This window comes from Pseudomonas sp. ok272, assembly GCF_900109995.1.
In the GTDB taxonomy this organism is placed as follows: Bacteria; Pseudomonadota; Gammaproteobacteria; order Pseudomonadales; family Pseudomonadaceae; genus Aquipseudomonas.
The window spans coordinates 166661-182468 of record NZ_FOCB01000007.1 but is presented as its reverse complement, the minus strand read 5'-3'; the positions used below and the strand labels follow the sequence as shown (position 1 = coordinate 182468).

Annotated in this window: 18 protein-coding genes; 15 read left to right on the top strand and 3 right to left on the bottom strand. The window is 61.5% G+C overall.

Features of this window, described 5'->3' with window-relative positions; all coding sequences use genetic code 11:
• Window positions 1-48 precede the first annotated feature (48 nt).
• Window positions 49-504 (bottom strand): MaoC family dehydratase, encoded by a 456-nt coding sequence (locus tag BMW74_RS12840; RefSeq protein WP_093420159.1) that lies wholly within the window; start codon window positions 502-504, stop codon window positions 49-51.
• Between the two features lie 193 nt (window positions 505-697).
• Between BMW74_RS12840 and BMW74_RS12835 the strand changes: the two genes are divergently transcribed.
• The 6 genes from BMW74_RS12835 to BMW74_RS12815 all read left to right on the top strand — a co-directional run bounded on the left by BMW74_RS12835 (window position 698) and on the right by BMW74_RS12815 (window position 3811).
• Complete coding sequence (locus tag BMW74_RS12835; RefSeq protein WP_093420154.1) at window positions 698-1060, top strand: CidA/LrgA family protein; 363 nt, start codon at window positions 698-700, stop codon at window positions 1058-1060.
• Complete coding sequence (locus tag BMW74_RS12830) at window positions 1057-1773, top strand: LrgB family protein (protein WP_093420149.1); 717 nt, start codon at window positions 1057-1059, stop codon at window positions 1771-1773. The genes BMW74_RS12835 and BMW74_RS12830 overlap by 4 nt, the downstream gene beginning before the upstream one ends.
• Window positions 1774-1783: 10 nt before the next feature.
• A complete protein-coding gene (locus BMW74_RS12825) occupies window positions 1784-2374 on the top strand; it encodes an LON peptidase substrate-binding domain-containing protein (protein WP_093420144.1) in 591 nt (196 codons plus the stop codon).
• A 110-nt stretch (window positions 2375-2484) separates the two neighbouring features.
• Complete coding sequence (locus BMW74_RS25210) at window positions 2485-2658, top strand: hypothetical protein (RefSeq protein ID WP_175479206.1); 174 nt, start codon at window positions 2485-2487, stop codon at window positions 2656-2658.
• A gap of 91 nt (window positions 2659-2749) precedes the next feature.
• Entirely contained in the window at window positions 2750-3373 is a 624-nt protein-coding gene (locus tag BMW74_RS12820; protein WP_093420140.1) for a hypothetical protein, read from the top strand.
• Between the two features lie 225 nt (window positions 3374-3598).
• Window positions 3599-3811 (top strand): cold-shock protein, encoded by a 213-nt coding sequence (locus tag BMW74_RS12815; protein ID WP_093420135.1) that lies wholly within the window; start codon window positions 3599-3601, stop codon window positions 3809-3811.
• Window positions 3812-4056: 245 nt separating this feature from the next.
• Here the strand turns inward: BMW74_RS12815 and BMW74_RS12810 are convergent, their stop codons facing one another.
• Both BMW74_RS12810 and BMW74_RS12805 read right to left on the bottom strand, forming a co-directional pair.
• The gene (locus BMW74_RS12810; RefSeq protein WP_093420130.1) at window positions 4057-5373 is read right to left on the bottom strand and encodes a bifunctional DedA family/phosphatase PAP2 family protein; all 1317 of its coding nucleotides are present in this window, start codon (window positions 5371-5373) and stop codon (window positions 4057-4059) included.
• 123 nt (window positions 5374-5496) lie between these two features.
• The gene (locus BMW74_RS12805) at window positions 5497-6180 is read right to left on the bottom strand and encodes a DNA-3-methyladenine glycosylase (protein WP_093420125.1); all 684 of its coding nucleotides are present in this window, start codon (window positions 6178-6180) and stop codon (window positions 5497-5499) included.
• 188 nt (window positions 6181-6368) lie between these two features.
• Between BMW74_RS12805 and BMW74_RS12800 the strand changes: the two genes are divergently transcribed.
• From BMW74_RS12800 to BMW74_RS12760, 9 genes are all read left to right on the top strand, one after another.
• Window positions 6369-7640, top strand: coding sequence for a glutamate-5-semialdehyde dehydrogenase (locus tag BMW74_RS12800; RefSeq protein ID WP_093420120.1), 1272 nt, complete (start codon window positions 6369-6371; stop codon window positions 7638-7640).
• The gene (gene nadD, locus BMW74_RS12795; RefSeq protein ID WP_256562562.1) at window positions 7609-8331 is read left to right on the top strand and encodes a nicotinate-nucleotide adenylyltransferase; all 723 of its coding nucleotides are present in this window, start codon (window positions 7609-7611) and stop codon (window positions 8329-8331) included. The genes BMW74_RS12800 and nadD overlap by 32 nt, the downstream gene beginning before the upstream one ends.
• A 73-nt stretch (window positions 8332-8404) precedes the next feature.
• A complete protein-coding gene (rsfS, locus tag BMW74_RS12790; RefSeq protein WP_093420110.1) occupies window positions 8405-8899 on the top strand; it encodes a ribosome silencing factor in 495 nt (164 codons plus the stop codon).
• Window positions 8900-8908: 9 nt separating this feature from the next.
• Window positions 8909-9376 (top strand): 23S rRNA (pseudouridine(1915)-N(3))-methyltransferase RlmH, encoded by a 468-nt coding sequence (gene rlmH, locus BMW74_RS12785; RefSeq protein WP_003185785.1) that lies wholly within the window; start codon window positions 8909-8911, stop codon window positions 9374-9376.
• A gap of 12 nt (window positions 9377-9388) precedes the next feature.
• Entirely contained in the window at window positions 9389-11284 is a 1896-nt protein-coding gene (mrdA, locus tag BMW74_RS12780; protein WP_093420104.1) for a penicillin-binding protein 2, read from the top strand.
• A gap of 31 nt (window positions 11285-11315) precedes the next feature.
• On the top strand, window positions 11316-12419 hold the full coding sequence (gene rodA / locus BMW74_RS12775; protein ID WP_093420516.1) for a rod shape-determining protein RodA: 1104 nt from the start codon (window positions 11316-11318) through the stop codon (window positions 12417-12419).
• 17 nt (window positions 12420-12436) lie between these two features.
• Window positions 12437-13447, top strand: coding sequence for a lytic murein transglycosylase B (mltB, locus tag BMW74_RS12770; protein WP_093420100.1), 1011 nt, complete (start codon window positions 12437-12439; stop codon window positions 13445-13447).
• Entirely contained in the window at window positions 13447-14460 is a 1014-nt protein-coding gene (locus tag BMW74_RS12765) for a septal ring lytic transglycosylase RlpA family protein (RefSeq protein ID WP_093420095.1), read from the top strand. Before mltB ends, BMW74_RS12765 begins: the two co-directional genes overlap by 1 nt.
• A gap of 178 nt (window positions 14461-14638) precedes the next feature.
• A complete protein-coding gene (locus tag BMW74_RS12760) occupies window positions 14639-15796 on the top strand; it encodes a D-alanyl-D-alanine carboxypeptidase family protein (protein ID WP_093420091.1) in 1158 nt (385 codons plus the stop codon).
• Window positions 15797-15808: the final 12 nt, after the last annotated feature.

Below are 15808 nucleotides of genomic sequence, written 5' to 3'. Positions count from 1 at the left end.
TAGAGACGCGATGCGAAACAGTGGGAACTGCTTCGCATCCGGCGGGGTTTACACGAACGCCAGCGACAGGGGCTCGGCGATATACGCCGGTTTTTCCTGGCCTTCGATTTCCAGGGTGGCGATGACCTTGATCAGCCATTGGCCGGGTTTCTTTTCCGTGACCTCGCTCATGTCGACCTTGAGCCGGACCCGGGAATTGACCTTCACCGGCTGGATGAAGCGCACGCTGTCCAGACCATAGTTGACCACCATCTTCAGGCCTTGCGGCAGGACGAGGATGTCTTCCATCAGCTTGGGGATCAGCGACAGCGACAGGAAACCGTGGGCGATGGTACCGCCGAACGGCGTGTGTGCGGCCTTGACCGGGTCGACGTGGATGAACTGATAGTCGCCTGTGGCTTCAGCGAACAGGTTGATGCGGTCCTGGTCGATGGTGAGCCAGTCGGAACGTCCGAGTTCCTTGCCGACATAATCTTTGAGCGCTGCAACGGGAACAAAGGGCATTGAGACTCTCCTTGGGTTCATCGGTTTTTATCTTGGTCAGTCGGCGGATTTGGCCGCCTTGCGATCCACTGTAGATCAACATGGCGATTTGCTCCGGTCAATCGCCCCTGCTTTTGGTGAATGCCGATCCATAGCCTTGGCATGCTTATAATGCTCGGCCCCTGGCTTGGGGGGGCTGATGGGGAGATAAGGGATGTTGTTACGCGGCCTGACCTGGCTGGTGCTGTTTCAATTGCTCGGCACGGCGCTCAATCACCTGCTGTTGCCGGTGTTGCCGGGACCGATTATCGGTTTGCTGCTGTTACTGGTGTTCTTGATCGTGCGCGGTGAAGTGGGTGAGCCGCTGAACCTGGCCGCCGGTAGCCTGCTGCGCTACCTGCCGTTGCTGCTGGTGCCGCCGGCGGTGGGGGTGATGGTGTACGCGAAGGACATCGCCGCCGATTTCTGGGCGATTGTCGGGGCGCTGGTGTTGTCGTGTTTGCTGTCCATGGCATTTGCCGGGGTGCTGATGCAACGCCTGGTCAAGCGCCAGGCCCAGCGGAGGGATCGCTCATGATGCTGGACATCAACGGTGCGCTGGAGGCGGTGATTCATCACCCGTTGTTCGGCATTGGCATCACCCTGGGGGCGTATCAACTGGTGCTGGCGGCGTTCGAGAAAACCCGCTGGATCTTCCTCCAGCCGGTGTTGGTCTCGATGTTGCTGGTGATCGGCGTGTTGCTGCTGTGCGGTGTGACCTACGGCGAGTACCGCAAGAGCACGGAGATCCTCAGTATCCTGCTGGGCCCGGCGACCGTGGCGCTGGCGGTGCCGCTGTACCTGAACCTGCGCCGCATTCGCCAGCTGTTCTGGCCGGTGTTTACTACGCTGGTGATAGGTGGCGTGGTGGCCACCGGCCTGGGTGTGCTGCTGGGGTGGTGGTTCGGTGCCGAGCACATGATCCTGATGACCATGGCTCCCAAGTCGGTGACGTCGCCCATTGCCATGCTGGTGGCCGAGCAGATCGGCGGCGTGGCGGCACTGGCGGCGGTGTTCGTGTTGATCACGGGGGTGATCGGCGCGATTTTCGGTCCGGCGCTGTTGACCCGCCTGGGGGTTCACAGCCCAGAGGCGCGAGGCATGGCGCTGGGCATGACGGCCCACGCGGTAGGCACCTCGGTGGCGTTGCAGGAGAACGAAGAGTGCGGCGCGTTTGCCGCGTTGGCGATGAGCTTGATGGGCGTGGCCACGGCGGTGCTGCTGCCGTTGGCGGTGTCGATGGTGGTTTAAGGATATGTCTATGAACTTGGCGCTGTTCCCACTCAATACCGTGCTGTTTCCTGGCTGCATCCTCGACCTGCAGATCTTCGAGGCGCGCTACCTGGACATGATCGGCCGCTGCATGAAACAGGGGGCGGGCTTTGGTGTGGTGTGCCTGCTGGCGGGCGAAGAAACGGGGCTCGCCCCGCAAGGTTTCGCGTTGATTGGCTGTGAAGCCCACATCACCGACTTCAAGCAGCAAGATAACGGCCTGCTGGGCATCCGTGTCCAGGGTGGGCGGCGCTTCAAGGTGCTCGGCAGCGAGGTGCAGCGCGATCAGTTGACGGTGGCGCAGGTGCAATGGCTGGACGAGTTGCCCGAGCAACCCCTGCAGGACGAAGACGCTGACCTGGTCGCCTTGCTCAAGGCCTTGGCCGAGCATCCGATGGTCGAAGCATTGAACATGGGCACCGAAGCCACGGGCCAGCAATCGCTGGCCAATCAACTGGCGTACTTGTTGCCATTTGACGAAGTGCAAAAAATCAGTTTGTTACGACTCGATGAGCCGCAACAGCGTTTGGATGCCATCCAAGTGTTATTGGATGAGCTGCAGGGCGAACTATTTTCGTAGTTATAATTTGTATTGAGTGAGGGTTGTTCGCAGGTTGTCTTTGTCCTGGCAGTGCCCTATTTTTAAATGGCCCGCATGGAGCGGGCTTTTTAATTGTTAAAGGATGCGTTATGACTATTTATGAAGATGAATATGCCTATTGGGATGACATTTCAGGGAAGTTCATTTTGAAACACGCCTCGAACGATATCGGTGCCAAGGACATTATCGAGGCCGCCGCTTATTATGCCGATGAAATGATCCTCCAGCGCCGCAAGCGAAAACGCGCTAAAAACCCAGAGTAATATCGAGCTTTTTTGTCAGGCGGTCGGCACTCCGGTGTGCCGGCTGTGCCTCGAAGGCGAGCTACATTGATATGGATATTAAGGCGGTGTTATGTCGGCTGAACTAGCGGAGTTTGATTTTGCGGCTCAATTGTTTGTAAACGGGTACCCGTTGGTGTTGAACCAACAGCACCTGGAGCAGCGACTGCTCGACAAGCGCATCACGATGAAGGAACGTTTGCAGGTTGAAGCGGACCTGCGGGATCGGGAGGAGCCGCGGTTTGTGACCGTTGCGGCTCATGAAGATGACGAGCCCCTGATCTTCATGTTCATCGCGGTCGGCGATCGACGCTATGAACTGTATGCAAAGCTGCCTGGCAAGTATGACGGTTGGCGCTTGCGGATGGACCCGGGTATTCGCTATATGAAGGTCGATAACGGCGCCACCGCGGCACTTTTTTCGCTGGTTGGAATAGCCGGCGAGCGGCTGGGGTTTGAAGACTTGAAGGCGGGTCATGCTTCGGTCGTTCTGGTGAGTGAAGAACGGCTGTCAGGCGTGTATGTGACCCGTACGAACTTTCGCGACAAAGACATACTTCCCTCCTCGAAGTTGCTAGAGTTCAAACACATTTTGGTTGATATCAATCCCAATTTTACCGGGCATGACGCCTTTAACGGGGAAGTTGCAACATTTATCCTCAGGCTTGTTGAGTTGCCCGACTGGGATGATCGGTAAAATTACCGGTGGGAGCCTGGGCGCCGTATATATCATGTGTCGCGCAGGGTCGGGCTTAGTTGTTTTGGTTGTTTCTGTTATCTCCAATTGCTCTAAGGTGCTGATAGGTCTAACAGTTGTTGACTGTATTGGCAGGGCTTACGCTTGCGGGGTGGCACCGGCAAGGGCGCGAGTGGCTGGTATGGCTCGCGGTCCTGAGTTATTGAGCAAGCGGGAATCGAAAAAATGTCCGATAGAAAGCAGGGGACCGTTAAGTGGTTCAACGATGAGAAGGGCTTTGGGTTTATCACGCCGGCCGACGGCAGCGATGATCTGTTTGTACACTTCAAGGCCATTGAGTCTGATGGATTCAAGAGCCTGAAGGAGGGGGATAAAGTGTCTTTTGTCGCTGAAAGGGGGCAAAAAGGCATGCAGGCGGCACAGGTTCGCAAGGACTAGTGACCCAATACGTGCGACCGCTATTACTACGCCATCAGCCTGGAAGGGGGCGATGGCGCAGTCTGGTCCTGATCGGTCAGCCCTAGTGTCCTGTCTTGGAAATACGTTACCTTTTTGACGAGCATCTGTTGCTGCCAGGCAAGGCGCCGCGACGAGTCATAGCAGGGCTATGGCGAGGAGTGGCAACGCAGCATGGCGGCGACAGGTGCCGTCAAAAGGGAACAGCTTATTTCCGAGACAGGACACTAGTAGGCGTACCGCTCGATGGCCTGGGGCAGGTGGTGCAGCATGTAGAAGCCGAACAATCCCAGCAGTACCGGGATGATCAACCACCAGGTTTTTGCGGGGAGCGGGGGCAGCGGCGCCTTGAGTTGCATGATGTACAGGCTGGCGGCACAAACGCACGCGGCCAGCACGGTGCCGGCGATGATGTCGGTCGGCCAGTGCACCCCGAGGTAAACCCGCGACAGCGCAATGGCACCGGCCGGCAGGCTGCCCAGGAGCAACCAGGTCAGGCGCATCCGTGCGGGCTGGCCGCGCCCGGCCAGCACCGCCAACGCCAGGAACAGCGCAAACGCACCGGAAGCGTGGCCACTGGGCATGCTGTAGCTGGTCAGTGGATCGGCCAGCACGTCGGGGCGCATTCGAGCGATGACGTACTTGCTGGCGGTGTTGATCAGCGCGGTGGACAGCAACGCGCCGCCGACAAAGAACATCAGGCGCCACTGCTTGGCAATCAGCAGCAGGAGGATCAGGGTCGCGCTGATCACCAGCATGTTACGGAACTCACCCGCTTGGGTGGCCATCACCGCCCAGGTGTCCATCTGCGCACTGCGGTGTTCCTGGATCAGCGCCATCAGGCCCTGGTCGAGGGCGTGCAGGTGTGGGTAGCCAATGAACAGCCCGCCCAGTATCACCGCGCCGAGGCCGGCAATCATCGCCGTAGCTTGGCGATGACCGCGCACGGTGCCGTTGATGCCCAGGCCCACCAGCACGGCGACGCTACCGGCGACCAACCCGGTCTGGGGCCAGAAACCTTCCGGCAACGGTAGGCGAATCGCCGCGCCGGTCGCCCAACCCGGCAGCAAGTACGCCACCGACCAACCGGCACCGGCCAGCAGGCTGACCGCAAAGAACCGTGGAAACGGCATGTCGAACATCCCGGCCACCATCGGCAGCATCGGCCGCAACGGTCCGATGAAGCGTCCGACCAACAGGCTGGCGATGCCATAGCGCTGGAAGTACGTCTCGGCGCCGTTGATCCACTCCGGGTGATGGCGCAAGCCTGGCAGGCGGCGGATGTTCTGGTGGAAGTGCCGGCCCATGAAATAGGACACCACGTCCCCCAACACGCCACCGAGGAACCCCAGCAACAGGGTTTCCCCCAGCGACAGGGCGCCGCTGCCCGCCAATACTGCGACGGCAAACAGCAGCACCGTGCCGGGCACGATCAAGCCGACGATGGCCAGGCATTCGATGCAGGCCACGATGAAGACCGCGGCCGCCAGCCATTGCGGGTTTGCCGTCAACCAGACGGTCAGGCTATCGAGCCATGGGCCCATAGGTACAACTCCAACAGATCAATAGATGAACTGAGGGAGCAGGCGTGCTCCCACAGTGTGCGCCAGGCGTCAGGGCAGGCTCGCGCCCACACAGGTTGTTCCTGGCATAGCGTCCACAGGGACTCAGATCAGTACATAGTCACGGCCTTCGACCTGGCCGCGGCGCAACGGGTTGCGGGTGCAATAGGGTGCATAGGCACTGTCTACGAAGCGATACATCAGGTGCTCGTCACGTCCTTGGGGGATACCCAGGCGGGTGGTCTGGATAATGTGGGCAGGTGGCCGGCCGACATCTTCGACGAACAGCATCTCATGATCAAAGCGTTTGGCGTCCCAGTTCGCCACCTTCAGGCCCAGCGCCTTGCACAGCAGGGTCTGGCCGGCGCAGAGTTTTTGCGACGGACGAGGCCGACCGTGGACATCCGGGTTATTGAGCAGCATCTGCGCCAGGCTCGCCGGGCCGCAGAACTCATCGACCCAGGGATAGGCGGATTTGATCAACACCGCGTTGCCAGGTCCCTGGGCGCTGAAGTTCAGCGAGTCGCCACCGCGAGCGTAATACATATAGATGTGGCCACCATCCAGAAACAAAGCTTTACGCTTTTCTGTGTAGCCGAGCGACGCGTGGCTGCCTTTTTCATCGCAGTAATAGGCTTCGGTTTCGATAATTCGCGCCGACAGCCAGAGATCACCGACGCGATGGCGGATGACTTTGCCCAGCAGCTCGCCCGCCAGCAGTTGCGCATCGCGGTTGAAAAAGCTGTCGGGCAGGGGCTTTGGCGCCTGGGCGTGGGGCAAAATGGACATGGGCGGCAACGTGCTGAGGCCAAATGTGCCGCGATGATAGCAACGACCGGCTTAATCGAGGCTGAATACGGCCTATTTACCCTCCATTTCGACCATCCGCCCGTCACCGCTGTTAGTCCCGGGACGTGACAGCTATAATCTGCCGCTTTACTGTTTGCCCAGCCCCTTATCAAAGACCACGCCAGACCATGACTGAGTCCGTTCTTGATTACATGACCCGCCTGGGTCGCGCTGCCCGTGACGCTTCGCGCGTGATCGGCCGTGCCAGCACCGGGCAGAAGAACCGCGCCCTGCTGGCCGCCGCCAACGCGCTGGATGCCGCTCGCGCCGAGTTGACTGCCGCCAACGAGCGTGACCTGGCGGCTGGCCGGACCAACGGTCTTGAGCCGGCCATGCTCGAACGTCTGGCCCTGACCCCTGCGCGTATCGACGCCATGATCGTCGGTTTGCGCCAGGTGGCAGCGTTGCCTGACCCGGTCGGCGCGATCCGCGACATGAGTTATCGGCCTTCGGGTATCCAGGTCGGCAAGATGCGCGTGCCCCTGGGCGTGGTCGGCATCATCTACGAATCGCGACCCAACGTGACCATCGATGCCGCGAGCCTGTGCCTGAAGTCGGGCAACGCGACGATCCTGCGCGGTGGCTCCGAGGCTATTCATTCCAACCGTGCCATTGCCGCCTGCATCCAGCGCGGCCTGGCCGAGGCCGGCCTGCCGCCGGCCGTGGTGCAAGTGGTCGAGACCACCGACCGGGCTGCCGTTGGCGCGTTGATCACCATGCCCGAGTACGTCGATGTCATCGTGCCTCGTGGCGGCAAGGGTTTGATCGAACGGGTCAGTCGCGACGCCCGCGTGCCGGTGATCAAGCACCTGGACGGTATCTGCCACGTCTACGTCAGCGCCCACGCCGACGTGGCGAAGGCCCAGCGCATCGCGTTCAACGCCAAGACCTACCGCTACGGTATCTGTGGCGCCATGGAAACCCTGCTGGTCGACCAGGCGCTGACGCAGGATTTCCTGCCGGCGATGGCCGCACAGTTCCGTGACAAAGGCGTCGAGCTGCGCGGCTGTGAGCGCACCCGCGCCATCATCGATGCGCTGCCGGCCACAGTGGAAGACTGGAGCACCGAGTACCTGGCGCCGATCCTGTCGATCCTGGTGGTCGACGGGCTGGACCAGGCCATCGAGCACATCAACCACTACGGCTCGCACCACACCGACTCGATCGTGACCGAGCACCAGGGCCAGGCCCGGCGTTTTGTCGCCGAAGTCGACTCGGCATCGGTGATGATCAACACCCCGACCTGCTTTGCCGATGGCTTTGAATACGGATTGGGTGCCGAGATTGGCATTTCTACTGATAAGCTGCACGCCCGCGGCCCGGTGGGCCTCGAAGGTCTGACCTGCGAGAAGTACATCGTGGTCGGTGATGGCCAGTTGCGCGGACAGGAGTCGGCCTGACTTGGGCGACCTCGGCCAATCCGCCGCAGTGACCGCCCTTGAACCCCGTCCACGGCGCATTGGCGTGTTGGGTGGGACGTTCGACCCGGTGCACATCGGCCACTTGCGCGGTGCGCTGGAAGTGGCCGAGTCACTGGCACTCGATGAGGTGCGCCTGACGCCCAGCGCCAGGCCTCCTCACCGGGACACGCCGCAGGTATCGGCGCTCGATCGTCTGGCGATGGTCGAGTGCGCGGTGGCTGGGGTGACGCCGTTGGTGGTGGACGACCGCGAACTCAAGCGCGACAAGCCGTCCTACACGATCGACACCCTGGAGCTGATGCGTGCGCAGTTTGCCGCTGACGACCAGTTGTTTCTACTTTTGGGCTGGGACGCATTTTGCGGCCTGCCCACTTGGCACCGCTGGGAAGAGTTGCTCCAGCATTGCCACATCCTGGTGCTGCAACGCCCGGATGCCGACAGCGAACCGCCGGATGCCTTGCGCAACCTGCTGGCAGCGCGCTCGGTGAGCGACCCGCTGGCCCTCAAAGGGCCGAGCGGACAGATTGCATTCGTCTGGCAGACACCGCTCGCGGTATCTGCCACCCAGATCCGTCAACTGCTGGCCAGCGGTAAGTCGGTACGTTTCCTGGTGCCCGACGCGGTCCTGGCCTACATCGATGCGCACGGACTTTACCGTGCGTCGAACTGAATAGGAGTGCTTTAAGGCACGTGGCAACAACGTGTATTGAAGCGCCCGAACATACGAGCAAAACGAGTTTTATATGACCAACAAAGACGTAGCTAAAGTAAAACGCAAAGGTACCTTCAAGAGCGCACCATTGCCGGTGGCTGTTGCAACGGGCCCGGAACTGCGCGGCGAAGCGCTGGCCAAGGTTGCCGTAGCGGCCCTGGAAGACGTCAAGGCCCAGGACGTCCTGGTGATCGACGTGCGTGAAAAGCAAAGCATCACTGACTTCATGATCATCGCCACCGGTACCTCCAACCGCCAGATCGGCGCGATGCTGGACAAGGTTCGCGAAGCGGTCAAGGCCCAAGGCGTCAAGCCACTGGGTGAAGAAGGCAAGGGCGACAGCGACTGGGTCCTGCTGGACATGGACGACGTTATCGTACACATGATGACCGCCTCGGCTCGCCAGTTCTATGACCTGGAACGCCTGTGGGAAGGTGCCGAGCAGAGCCGTGCGGCCGATGGCAAGCACCACAGCCCTGAAGTCGGCCACGAGCACTTCACCAAGCTCAACAAAGACCAGCAGTAAGGGTTCGCTGTGCGACTGCGCCTGATCGCCGTCGGTTCACGCATGCCCAAGTGGGTGGAAGAAGGCTGGCATGAATATGCCAAGCGTCTTCCGTCCGAACTGGCGCTGGAACTGGTGGAAATACCGCTCAATACCCGTGGCAAGAACGCTGACGTGGCGCGCTTCATTCGCCAGGAAGGCGAGGCCATGCTGGCCAAGGTCGGTCCGAACGAGCGCATCGTCACCCTCGAAGTCCACGGCAAGCCGTGGAGCACCGAGCAGTTGGCGGTGGAACTCGATCGCTGGCGCCTGGACTCGCGCACGGTCAACTTCATGGTCGGCGGCCCCGAAGGGCTGGCGCCGGAAGTCTGTGCCCGGGCCGACCAGCGCTGGTCGTTGTCGCCGCTGACCTTGCCGCACCCGCTGGTGCGGATCCTGATCGGCGAACAGCTGTATCGTGCCTGGACAGTCTTGTCCGGCCACCCTTACCACAAGTAGTCCAGCGCCCTCATGTCCCAGCCGATCCGCATCAAGGACCACGAAAAAGACGCCCGCCTGGTGCGTGGCCGCGTCGTGTTCGGGGCCATTGCGGTGGTGGCGCTGATGGGCGTGCTGATCGCGCGGCTGTATTTCCTGCAGGTGATCCAGTACGAGTACCACTCGACCCTGTCGGAAAACAACCGCGTCCACGTTCAGCCGATTCCGCCGACCCGGGGCTTGATCTTCGACCGTAATGGCGTGGTGATTGCCGATAACCGGCCTAGTTTCAGCCTGAGCATGACCCGCGAACGCTCCGGCGACTGGCAGCAGGTGCTCGATGTGATCGTCGACGTCCTGCAGTTGACGCCGGAAGACCGGGTGATCTTCGAGAAGCGCATGCGCCAGGGGCGTCGGCCGTTCGAGCCGGTGCCGATCCTGTTCGAGCTGACGGAAGAACAGATCGCCCGCGTCGCGGTGAACCAGTTCCGGCTGCCGGGGGTCGAGGTCGTTGCGCAGTTGGTGCGCCATTACCCGCAGGGCGCGCACTTTGCGCACTCGGTGGGCTACATGGGGCGGATCAACGAGAAAGAACTCAAGACCCTGGACCCGGTGAACTACAGCGGCACCCACCACATTGGCAAGACCGGTATCGAGCGTTTCTACGAGCCCGAGTTGCACGGCCAGGTGGGTTACGAAGAAGTCGAGACCAACGCCCGTGGCCGGGTGTTACGCGTGCTCAAGCGCACGGACCCGATCCCCGGCAAGGACATCGTCCTGAGCCTGGACATCAAGTTGCAGGAGGCCGCCGAGATGGCACTGGGCGGTCGCCGTGGCGCGGTGGTGGCCCTGGACCCGAACACCGGCGAAGTCCTGGCGATGGTCAGCCAGCCGAGTTTCGACCCCAATCTGTTCGTCACCGGGATCAGCTTCAAGGCCTATGCCGAGTTGCGTGATTCCATCGACCGGCCGCTGTTCAACCGCGTGCTGCGCGGCCTGTACCCGCCCGGTTCGACCATCAAGCCGGCCGTGGCGATTGCCGGGCTGGACTCGGGCGTCGTCACGGCGTCGAGCCGGGTCTTCGACCCCGGTTACTACATGCTGCCCAACTACGACCACAAGTACCGTAACTGGAACCGCACCGGTGACGGCTATGTCGACCTGGACACGGCGATCATGCGGTCCAACGACACCTATTTCTATGACCTGGCCCACAAGCTGGGGATCGACCGCCTGTCGAGTTACATGAACAAGTTCGGCCTGGGGCAGAAAGTGTCCCTGGACATGTTCGAAGAATCCCCCGGGTTGATGCCGTCCCGCGAATGGAAGCGCGCCACGCGTCGCCAGGCCTGGTTCCCGGGCGAGACCCTGATCCTGGGGATCGGCCAGGGCTACATGCAGGCCACCCCGCTGCAACTGGCCCAGGCCACGGCGCTGGTGGCCAGCAAGGGCAAGTGGTACCGCCCGCACCTGGCCAAGACCATCGAAGGCCAGAAGCCGGTGGATGAAAACCCGATACCCGATATCGTCCTGCGCGATCCATCGGACTGGACCAAGGTCAACCACGGCATGCAACAGGTCATGCACGGTGCCCGAGGCACGGCGCGCAAGGCGGCCATCGGTGCGCAGTACCGGATCGCGGGCAAGTCGGGTACCGCCCAGGTCGTGGCGATCAAGCAGGGCGAGAAGTATGACCGCTCCAAGGTGCAGGAACGCCATCGCGACCACGCCCTGTTCGTCGGCTTTGCGCCGGCCGACAACCCGAAGATCACGGTGGCGGTGATGGTCGAGAACGGTGAGTCCGGCTCCGGGGTTGCGGCGCCGGTCGTCAGACAAATCATGGACGCCTGGCTCCTGGACCAGGACGGCCGACTCAAGCCTGAGTACGCCAGCCCTATCAGTGCGGAGGCTACGGCCCGTGAAGAGTAACTTTGATCGCATTCTCTCCAGCGAGGATGTGATGCGTCGCCGCGCGACGCTGCTGCAACGCCTGCACATCGACGGTCCGTTGCTGATTCTGCTGCTGATCCTCGCCGCCGGAAGCCTGTTCGTGCTGTATTCGGCCAGCGGCAAAAGCTGGGACCTGCTGGCCAAACAGGCCACGTCGTTCGGCATCGGCCTGGTGTCCATGGTGATCATTGCCCAGTTCGAACCGCGCTTCATGGCGCGCTGGGTACCGCTGGGCTATGTGCTTGGCGTGGTGTTGCTGGTGGTGGTGGACGTCATGGGCCACAACGCCATGGGGGCGACACGCTGGATCAACATCCCCGGGGTGATCCGCTTCCAGCCGTCGGAGTTCATGAAGATCATCATGCCGGCGACCATTGCCTGGTACCTGGCCAAGCGCACCTTACCGCCGCAACTCAAGCACGTGGGGGTCAGCCTGGTCCTGATCGGCATCCCGTTCATCCTGATCGTGCGCCAGCCTGACTTGGGCACCGGTCTGCTGATCCTGGCGGGCGGTGCGTTCGTGCTGTTCATGGGCGGGCTGCGCTGGCGCTGGATTGTCAGTGTGCTGGTCGCCGTGATCCCGGTGGCCGTGGCCATGTGGTTCTTCATCATGCATGACTACCAGAAGCAGCGGATCCTGACCTTCCTCGATCCGGAGAGCGACCCGCTCGGCACCGGCTGGAACATCATCCAGTCCAAGGCGGCCATCGGCTCCGGCGGCGTGTTCGGCAAGGGCTGGTTGCTGGGCACCCAGTCGCACCTGGACTTCCTGCCCGAAAGCCACACGGACTTCATCATCGCGGTGATGGGCGAAGAGTTCGGCCTGGTGGGGATCTGCGCACTGTTGCTGATTTACCTGCTGTTGATCGGCCGTGGGCTGGTGATCACCGCCCAGGCCCAGACATTGTTTGGCAAATTGCTGGCCGGTGCCCTGACCATGACGTTTTTTGTTTATGTTTTCGTCAACATCGGTATGGTCAGTGGCCTGTTGCCGGTGGTGGGGGTGCCGTTGCCGTTCATTAGCTACGGCGGAACTTCGCTGGTGACCCTGCTGTCAGCGTTTGGGGTTTTGATGTCGATCCATACCCATCGTAAGTGGATCGCGCAGGTTTGAATAAGGTGAAGATTTCAATGCAAGCAATGCGTGGCTGGGCGACTCGATACGCTCCGTGGGTCGGTCTGGCAAGCATCCTTGGCGCAGCGCCCCAGGTGGTCGCCGGCGACTATGAAGGTTCGCCCCAGGTGGCCGAGTTTGTCGGCGAAATGACCCGTGACTACGGTTTTGCCGGTGAGCAGCTGATGGGCGTGTTCCGCGAGGCCGAGCGCAAGCAGTCGATTCTCGACGCGATCTCCCGGCCCGCCGAGCGCGTCAAGCAGTGGAAGGAATATCGCCCGATGTTCCTCACCGATGCGCGGATTGCCCGCGGCGTGGATTTCTGGCGCCAGCATGAGGCCGCACTGACCCGCGCCGAGCAGGAATACGGTGTGCCCGCCCAGGTGATCGTCTCGATCATCGGCGTTGAGACCTTTTTCGGCCGCAATACCGGCAGTTACCGGGTGATCGACGCCTTGTCGACCCTGGGTTTCGACTATCCTCCACGCGCCGAGTTCTTCCGCAAAGAGTTGCGTGAGTTCCTGTTGCTGGCCCGTGAGGAACAGATCGACCCCTTGACACTCAAAGGCTCGTACGCCGGCGCCATGGGTTTGCCGCAGTTCATGCCCAGCAGCTTTCGCGCCTACGCGGTGGATTTCGACGGCGATGGTCACATCAATATCTGGACCAACGCCGACGACGCCATTGGCAGCGTTGCCAGTTACTTCAAGCGTCATGGCTGGGAGGCCGGGCAACCGGTGGTCAGTCGCGCCGAGGTGCGTGGCGACCAGGTTGACGCCGGTTTGACCACGGGCATCGAGCCGACGAAGACCGTCGGGGAGTTGCGAGCCCTGGGCTGGTCGAGTCATGATGCGCTGCGTGACGATATGCCGGTCACCGCGTTTCGCCTGGAAGGCGACAATGGCCCCGAATACTGGATGGGCCTGAAGAATTTTTACGCGATCACGCGTTATAACCGCAGCGTGATGTACGCCATGGCCGTACATCAGTTGTCTGAACAGCTGGTCCAAGCACGGGGCGTCAAGTAATGCTGGCATCGCCAATTCGCAAACCCCTGAAGCTGGTGGCGTTCACCGCGCTGTCGTTGCTCATGGTCAGTTGTTCGACCAGTCGCGCGCCACAACCCGCCAAGGCCCCGACGGCCATACGCGCCACGCCCGGCCTGGACATCAACCGGGCCCACAAGGACGGTGCGCCGTGGTGGGACGTGGACATCGCGCGCATTCCTGACGCGACACCGACCCTGCACACCGGGAACTACAAGGCCAACCCGTACACCGTACTGGGCAAGACCTACTACCCGATGCCCGAATCCAAGCGCTATGTCGAGACTGGCACGGCGTCCTGGTATGGCACCAAGTTCCATGGCCAGAACACCGCCAATGGCGAGGTCTATGACCTGTACGGCATGAGTGCCGCGCACAAGACCCTGCCGCTGCCGGCCTATGTTCGCGTGACCAACCTGGACAACAATCGCTCGGTGATCCTGCGGGTCAACGACCGTGGCCCGTTCTATTCCGACCGTATCATCGACTTGTCCTACGCCGCCGCCAAGAAGCTCGGTTACGCCGAAAGCGGCACGGCGCGGGTCAAGGTCGAAGGCATCGACCCGCAAGAGTGGTGGGCGGCCAAGGGCCGGCCGGCGCCGTTGATGCTCAACGAACCGCAAATCGCGCAAAATGGCGGCCCGGTCATCACCGCCTCGACCGGCAAGGTCGAGCAGTGGACACCACCGGCGCAGCAACACGCGGCGGCCGTCGTACCGGTGCCGATGGATGCAAGAAAGAACGCTGCGGTACCAGCCTCTGGCCAGTATCTGCAAGTGGGCGCGTTCGCCAACCCGGACGCTGCAGAACTCCTGAGATCGAAGTTGAGCACGATGGTGAGCGCGCCGGTGTTCATCAGCTCGATCGTGCGCAATCAACAGACGCTGCACCGGGTACGCCTGGGGCCAATCGGTTCGCCGGGCGAAATCAGCCAGGTGCAGAACAGCGTACGCCTGGCCAATCTCGGTTCGCCGAGCCTGGTGACGGCTGAATAAGTAATTCCTGATTCAAGGTTCGCTTGCGGTATTGGGGGGCGGACCTGAGTTGTTGGCTCGCCGTACAACAAAAGCCCGGCAAGGGTTGATGAGTGAACGACTGAACACGCGATAGCCCCTAGGGTTGTCAGATTAGTTTTGCCTTTGGGCAGTTTCCATTAGCGATTTCGAGAGACGGATGAACATCACCACCTTTGCCAAACGCCTGTTCCTGTTAGTCCCGCTACTCCTGTCTCCGGCCGCGTTCGCGGTCGAGATGATGCCGTCGCCACCGCAACTGGCTGCCAAGGCCTACGTGCTGATGGACGCCAGCAGTGGCAACGTGCTGGTCGAGAACAACGGTGACCAGCGCCTGCCGCCTGCCAGCCTGACCAAGCTGATGACTGCCTACATCGCGACCCTGGAAATCCGTCGCGGCCAGATCGGTGAGAACGATCCGGTGACCGTCAGCGAGAACGCCTGGCGCACCGGCGGTTCGCGGATGTTCATCAAGGTCGGCTCGCAGGTCACCGTCAGCGACCTGCTGCACGGCATCATCATCCAGTCGGGCAACGACGCCAGCGTTGCGCTCGCCGAGCACATCGCCGGCAGCGAAGACGCTTTCGCCGACATGATGAACAAAACCGTGGCCGACCTGGGTATGACCAACAGCCACTTCATGAACCCGACCGGCCTGCCGAACCCCGAGCACTACTCCTCGGCGCACGACATGGCGACACTGGCGCGCGCGATCATCCACGAAGACCCGGCTCACTACGCGATCTACTCGCAGAAAGAGTTCTTCTGGAACGGCATCAAGCAGCCCAACCGCAACCTGCTGCTGTGGCGTGACAAGACCGTCGATGGCCTGAAGACCGGCCACACCGACGAAGCCGGCTACTGCATGGTGTCCTCGGCGGTACGTGATGGCATGCGCCTGATCGCCGTGGTATTCGGTACCAACAGCGAATCGGCCCGCGCCGCGGAAACCCAGAAGCTGCTGACCTACGGTTTCCGCTTCTTCGAAACCCAGACCTTCTATCAGAAGGGTGCCGAGTTGGCCCAGGCCCCGGTATGGAAGGGCACCACCAACCAGGTCAAGGCCGGCCTGGCGCAAGACCTGACCATGACCCTGCCAAAAGGCCAGCTGAAAAAGCTCGCGGCCAGCATGACCATGAACCCACAACTGATCGCACCTATCGCCAAGGGCGATGTGATCGGTAAAGTCGAAGTGAAACTGGACGACAAAGTGGTGCACAGCGCCGATCTGATCGCCCTGGACGCGGTCGAGGAAGGTGGAATCTTGCGTCGCATGTGGGATAGCATCCGTCTATTCTTCTACGGCTTGTTCAACTGATAGTGGCGCCCC

Bases quoted from the DNA above. Each gene is read 5' to 3' on its own strand.
- BMW74_RS12840 (WP_093420159.1), bottom strand. From the start codon at position 504: ATGCCCTTTGTTCCCGTTGCAGCGCTCAAAGATTATGTCGGCAAGGAA.
- BMW74_RS12835 (WP_093420154.1), top strand. From the start codon at position 698: ATGTTGTTACGCGGCCTGACCTGGCTGGTGCTGTTTCAATTGCTCGGC.
- BMW74_RS12830 (WP_093420149.1), top strand. From the start codon at position 1,057: ATGATGCTGGACATCAACGGTGCGCTGGAGGCGGTGATTCATCACCCG.
- BMW74_RS12825 (WP_093420144.1), top strand. From the start codon at position 1,784: ATGAACTTGGCGCTGTTCCCACTCAATACCGTGCTGTTTCCTGGCTGC.
- BMW74_RS25210 (WP_175479206.1), top strand. From the start codon at position 2,485: ATGACTATTTATGAAGATGAATATGCCTATTGGGATGACATTTCAGGG.
- BMW74_RS12820 (WP_093420140.1), top strand. From the start codon at position 2,750: ATGTCGGCTGAACTAGCGGAGTTTGATTTTGCGGCTCAATTGTTTGTA.
- BMW74_RS12815 (WP_093420135.1), top strand. From the start codon at position 3,599: ATGTCCGATAGAAAGCAGGGGACCGTTAAGTGGTTCAACGATGAGAAG.
- BMW74_RS12810 (WP_093420130.1), bottom strand. From the start codon at position 5,373: ATGGGCCCATGGCTCGATAGCCTGACCGTCTGGTTGACGGCAAACCCG.
- BMW74_RS12805 (WP_093420125.1), bottom strand. From the start codon at position 6,180: ATGTCCATTTTGCCCCACGCCCAGGCGCCAAAGCCCCTGCCCGACAGC.
- BMW74_RS12800 (WP_093420120.1), top strand. From the start codon at position 6,369: ATGACTGAGTCCGTTCTTGATTACATGACCCGCCTGGGTCGCGCTGCC.
- nadD (WP_256562562.1), top strand. From the start codon at position 7,609: ATGGCCAGTTGCGCGGACAGGAGTCGGCCTGACTTGGGCGACCTCGGC.
- rsfS (WP_093420110.1), top strand. From the start codon at position 8,405: ATGACCAACAAAGACGTAGCTAAAGTAAAACGCAAAGGTACCTTCAAG.
- mrdA (WP_093420104.1), top strand. From the start codon at position 9,389: ATGTCCCAGCCGATCCGCATCAAGGACCACGAAAAAGACGCCCGCCTG.
- rodA (WP_093420516.1), top strand. From the start codon at position 11,316: ATGCGTCGCCGCGCGACGCTGCTGCAACGCCTGCACATCGACGGTCCG.
- mltB (WP_093420100.1), top strand. From the start codon at position 12,437: ATGCAAGCAATGCGTGGCTGGGCGACTCGATACGCTCCGTGGGTCGGT.
- BMW74_RS12765 (WP_093420095.1), top strand. From the start codon at position 13,447: ATGCTGGCATCGCCAATTCGCAAACCCCTGAAGCTGGTGGCGTTCACC.
- BMW74_RS12760 (WP_093420091.1), top strand. From the start codon at position 14,639: ATGAACATCACCACCTTTGCCAAACGCCTGTTCCTGTTAGTCCCGCTA.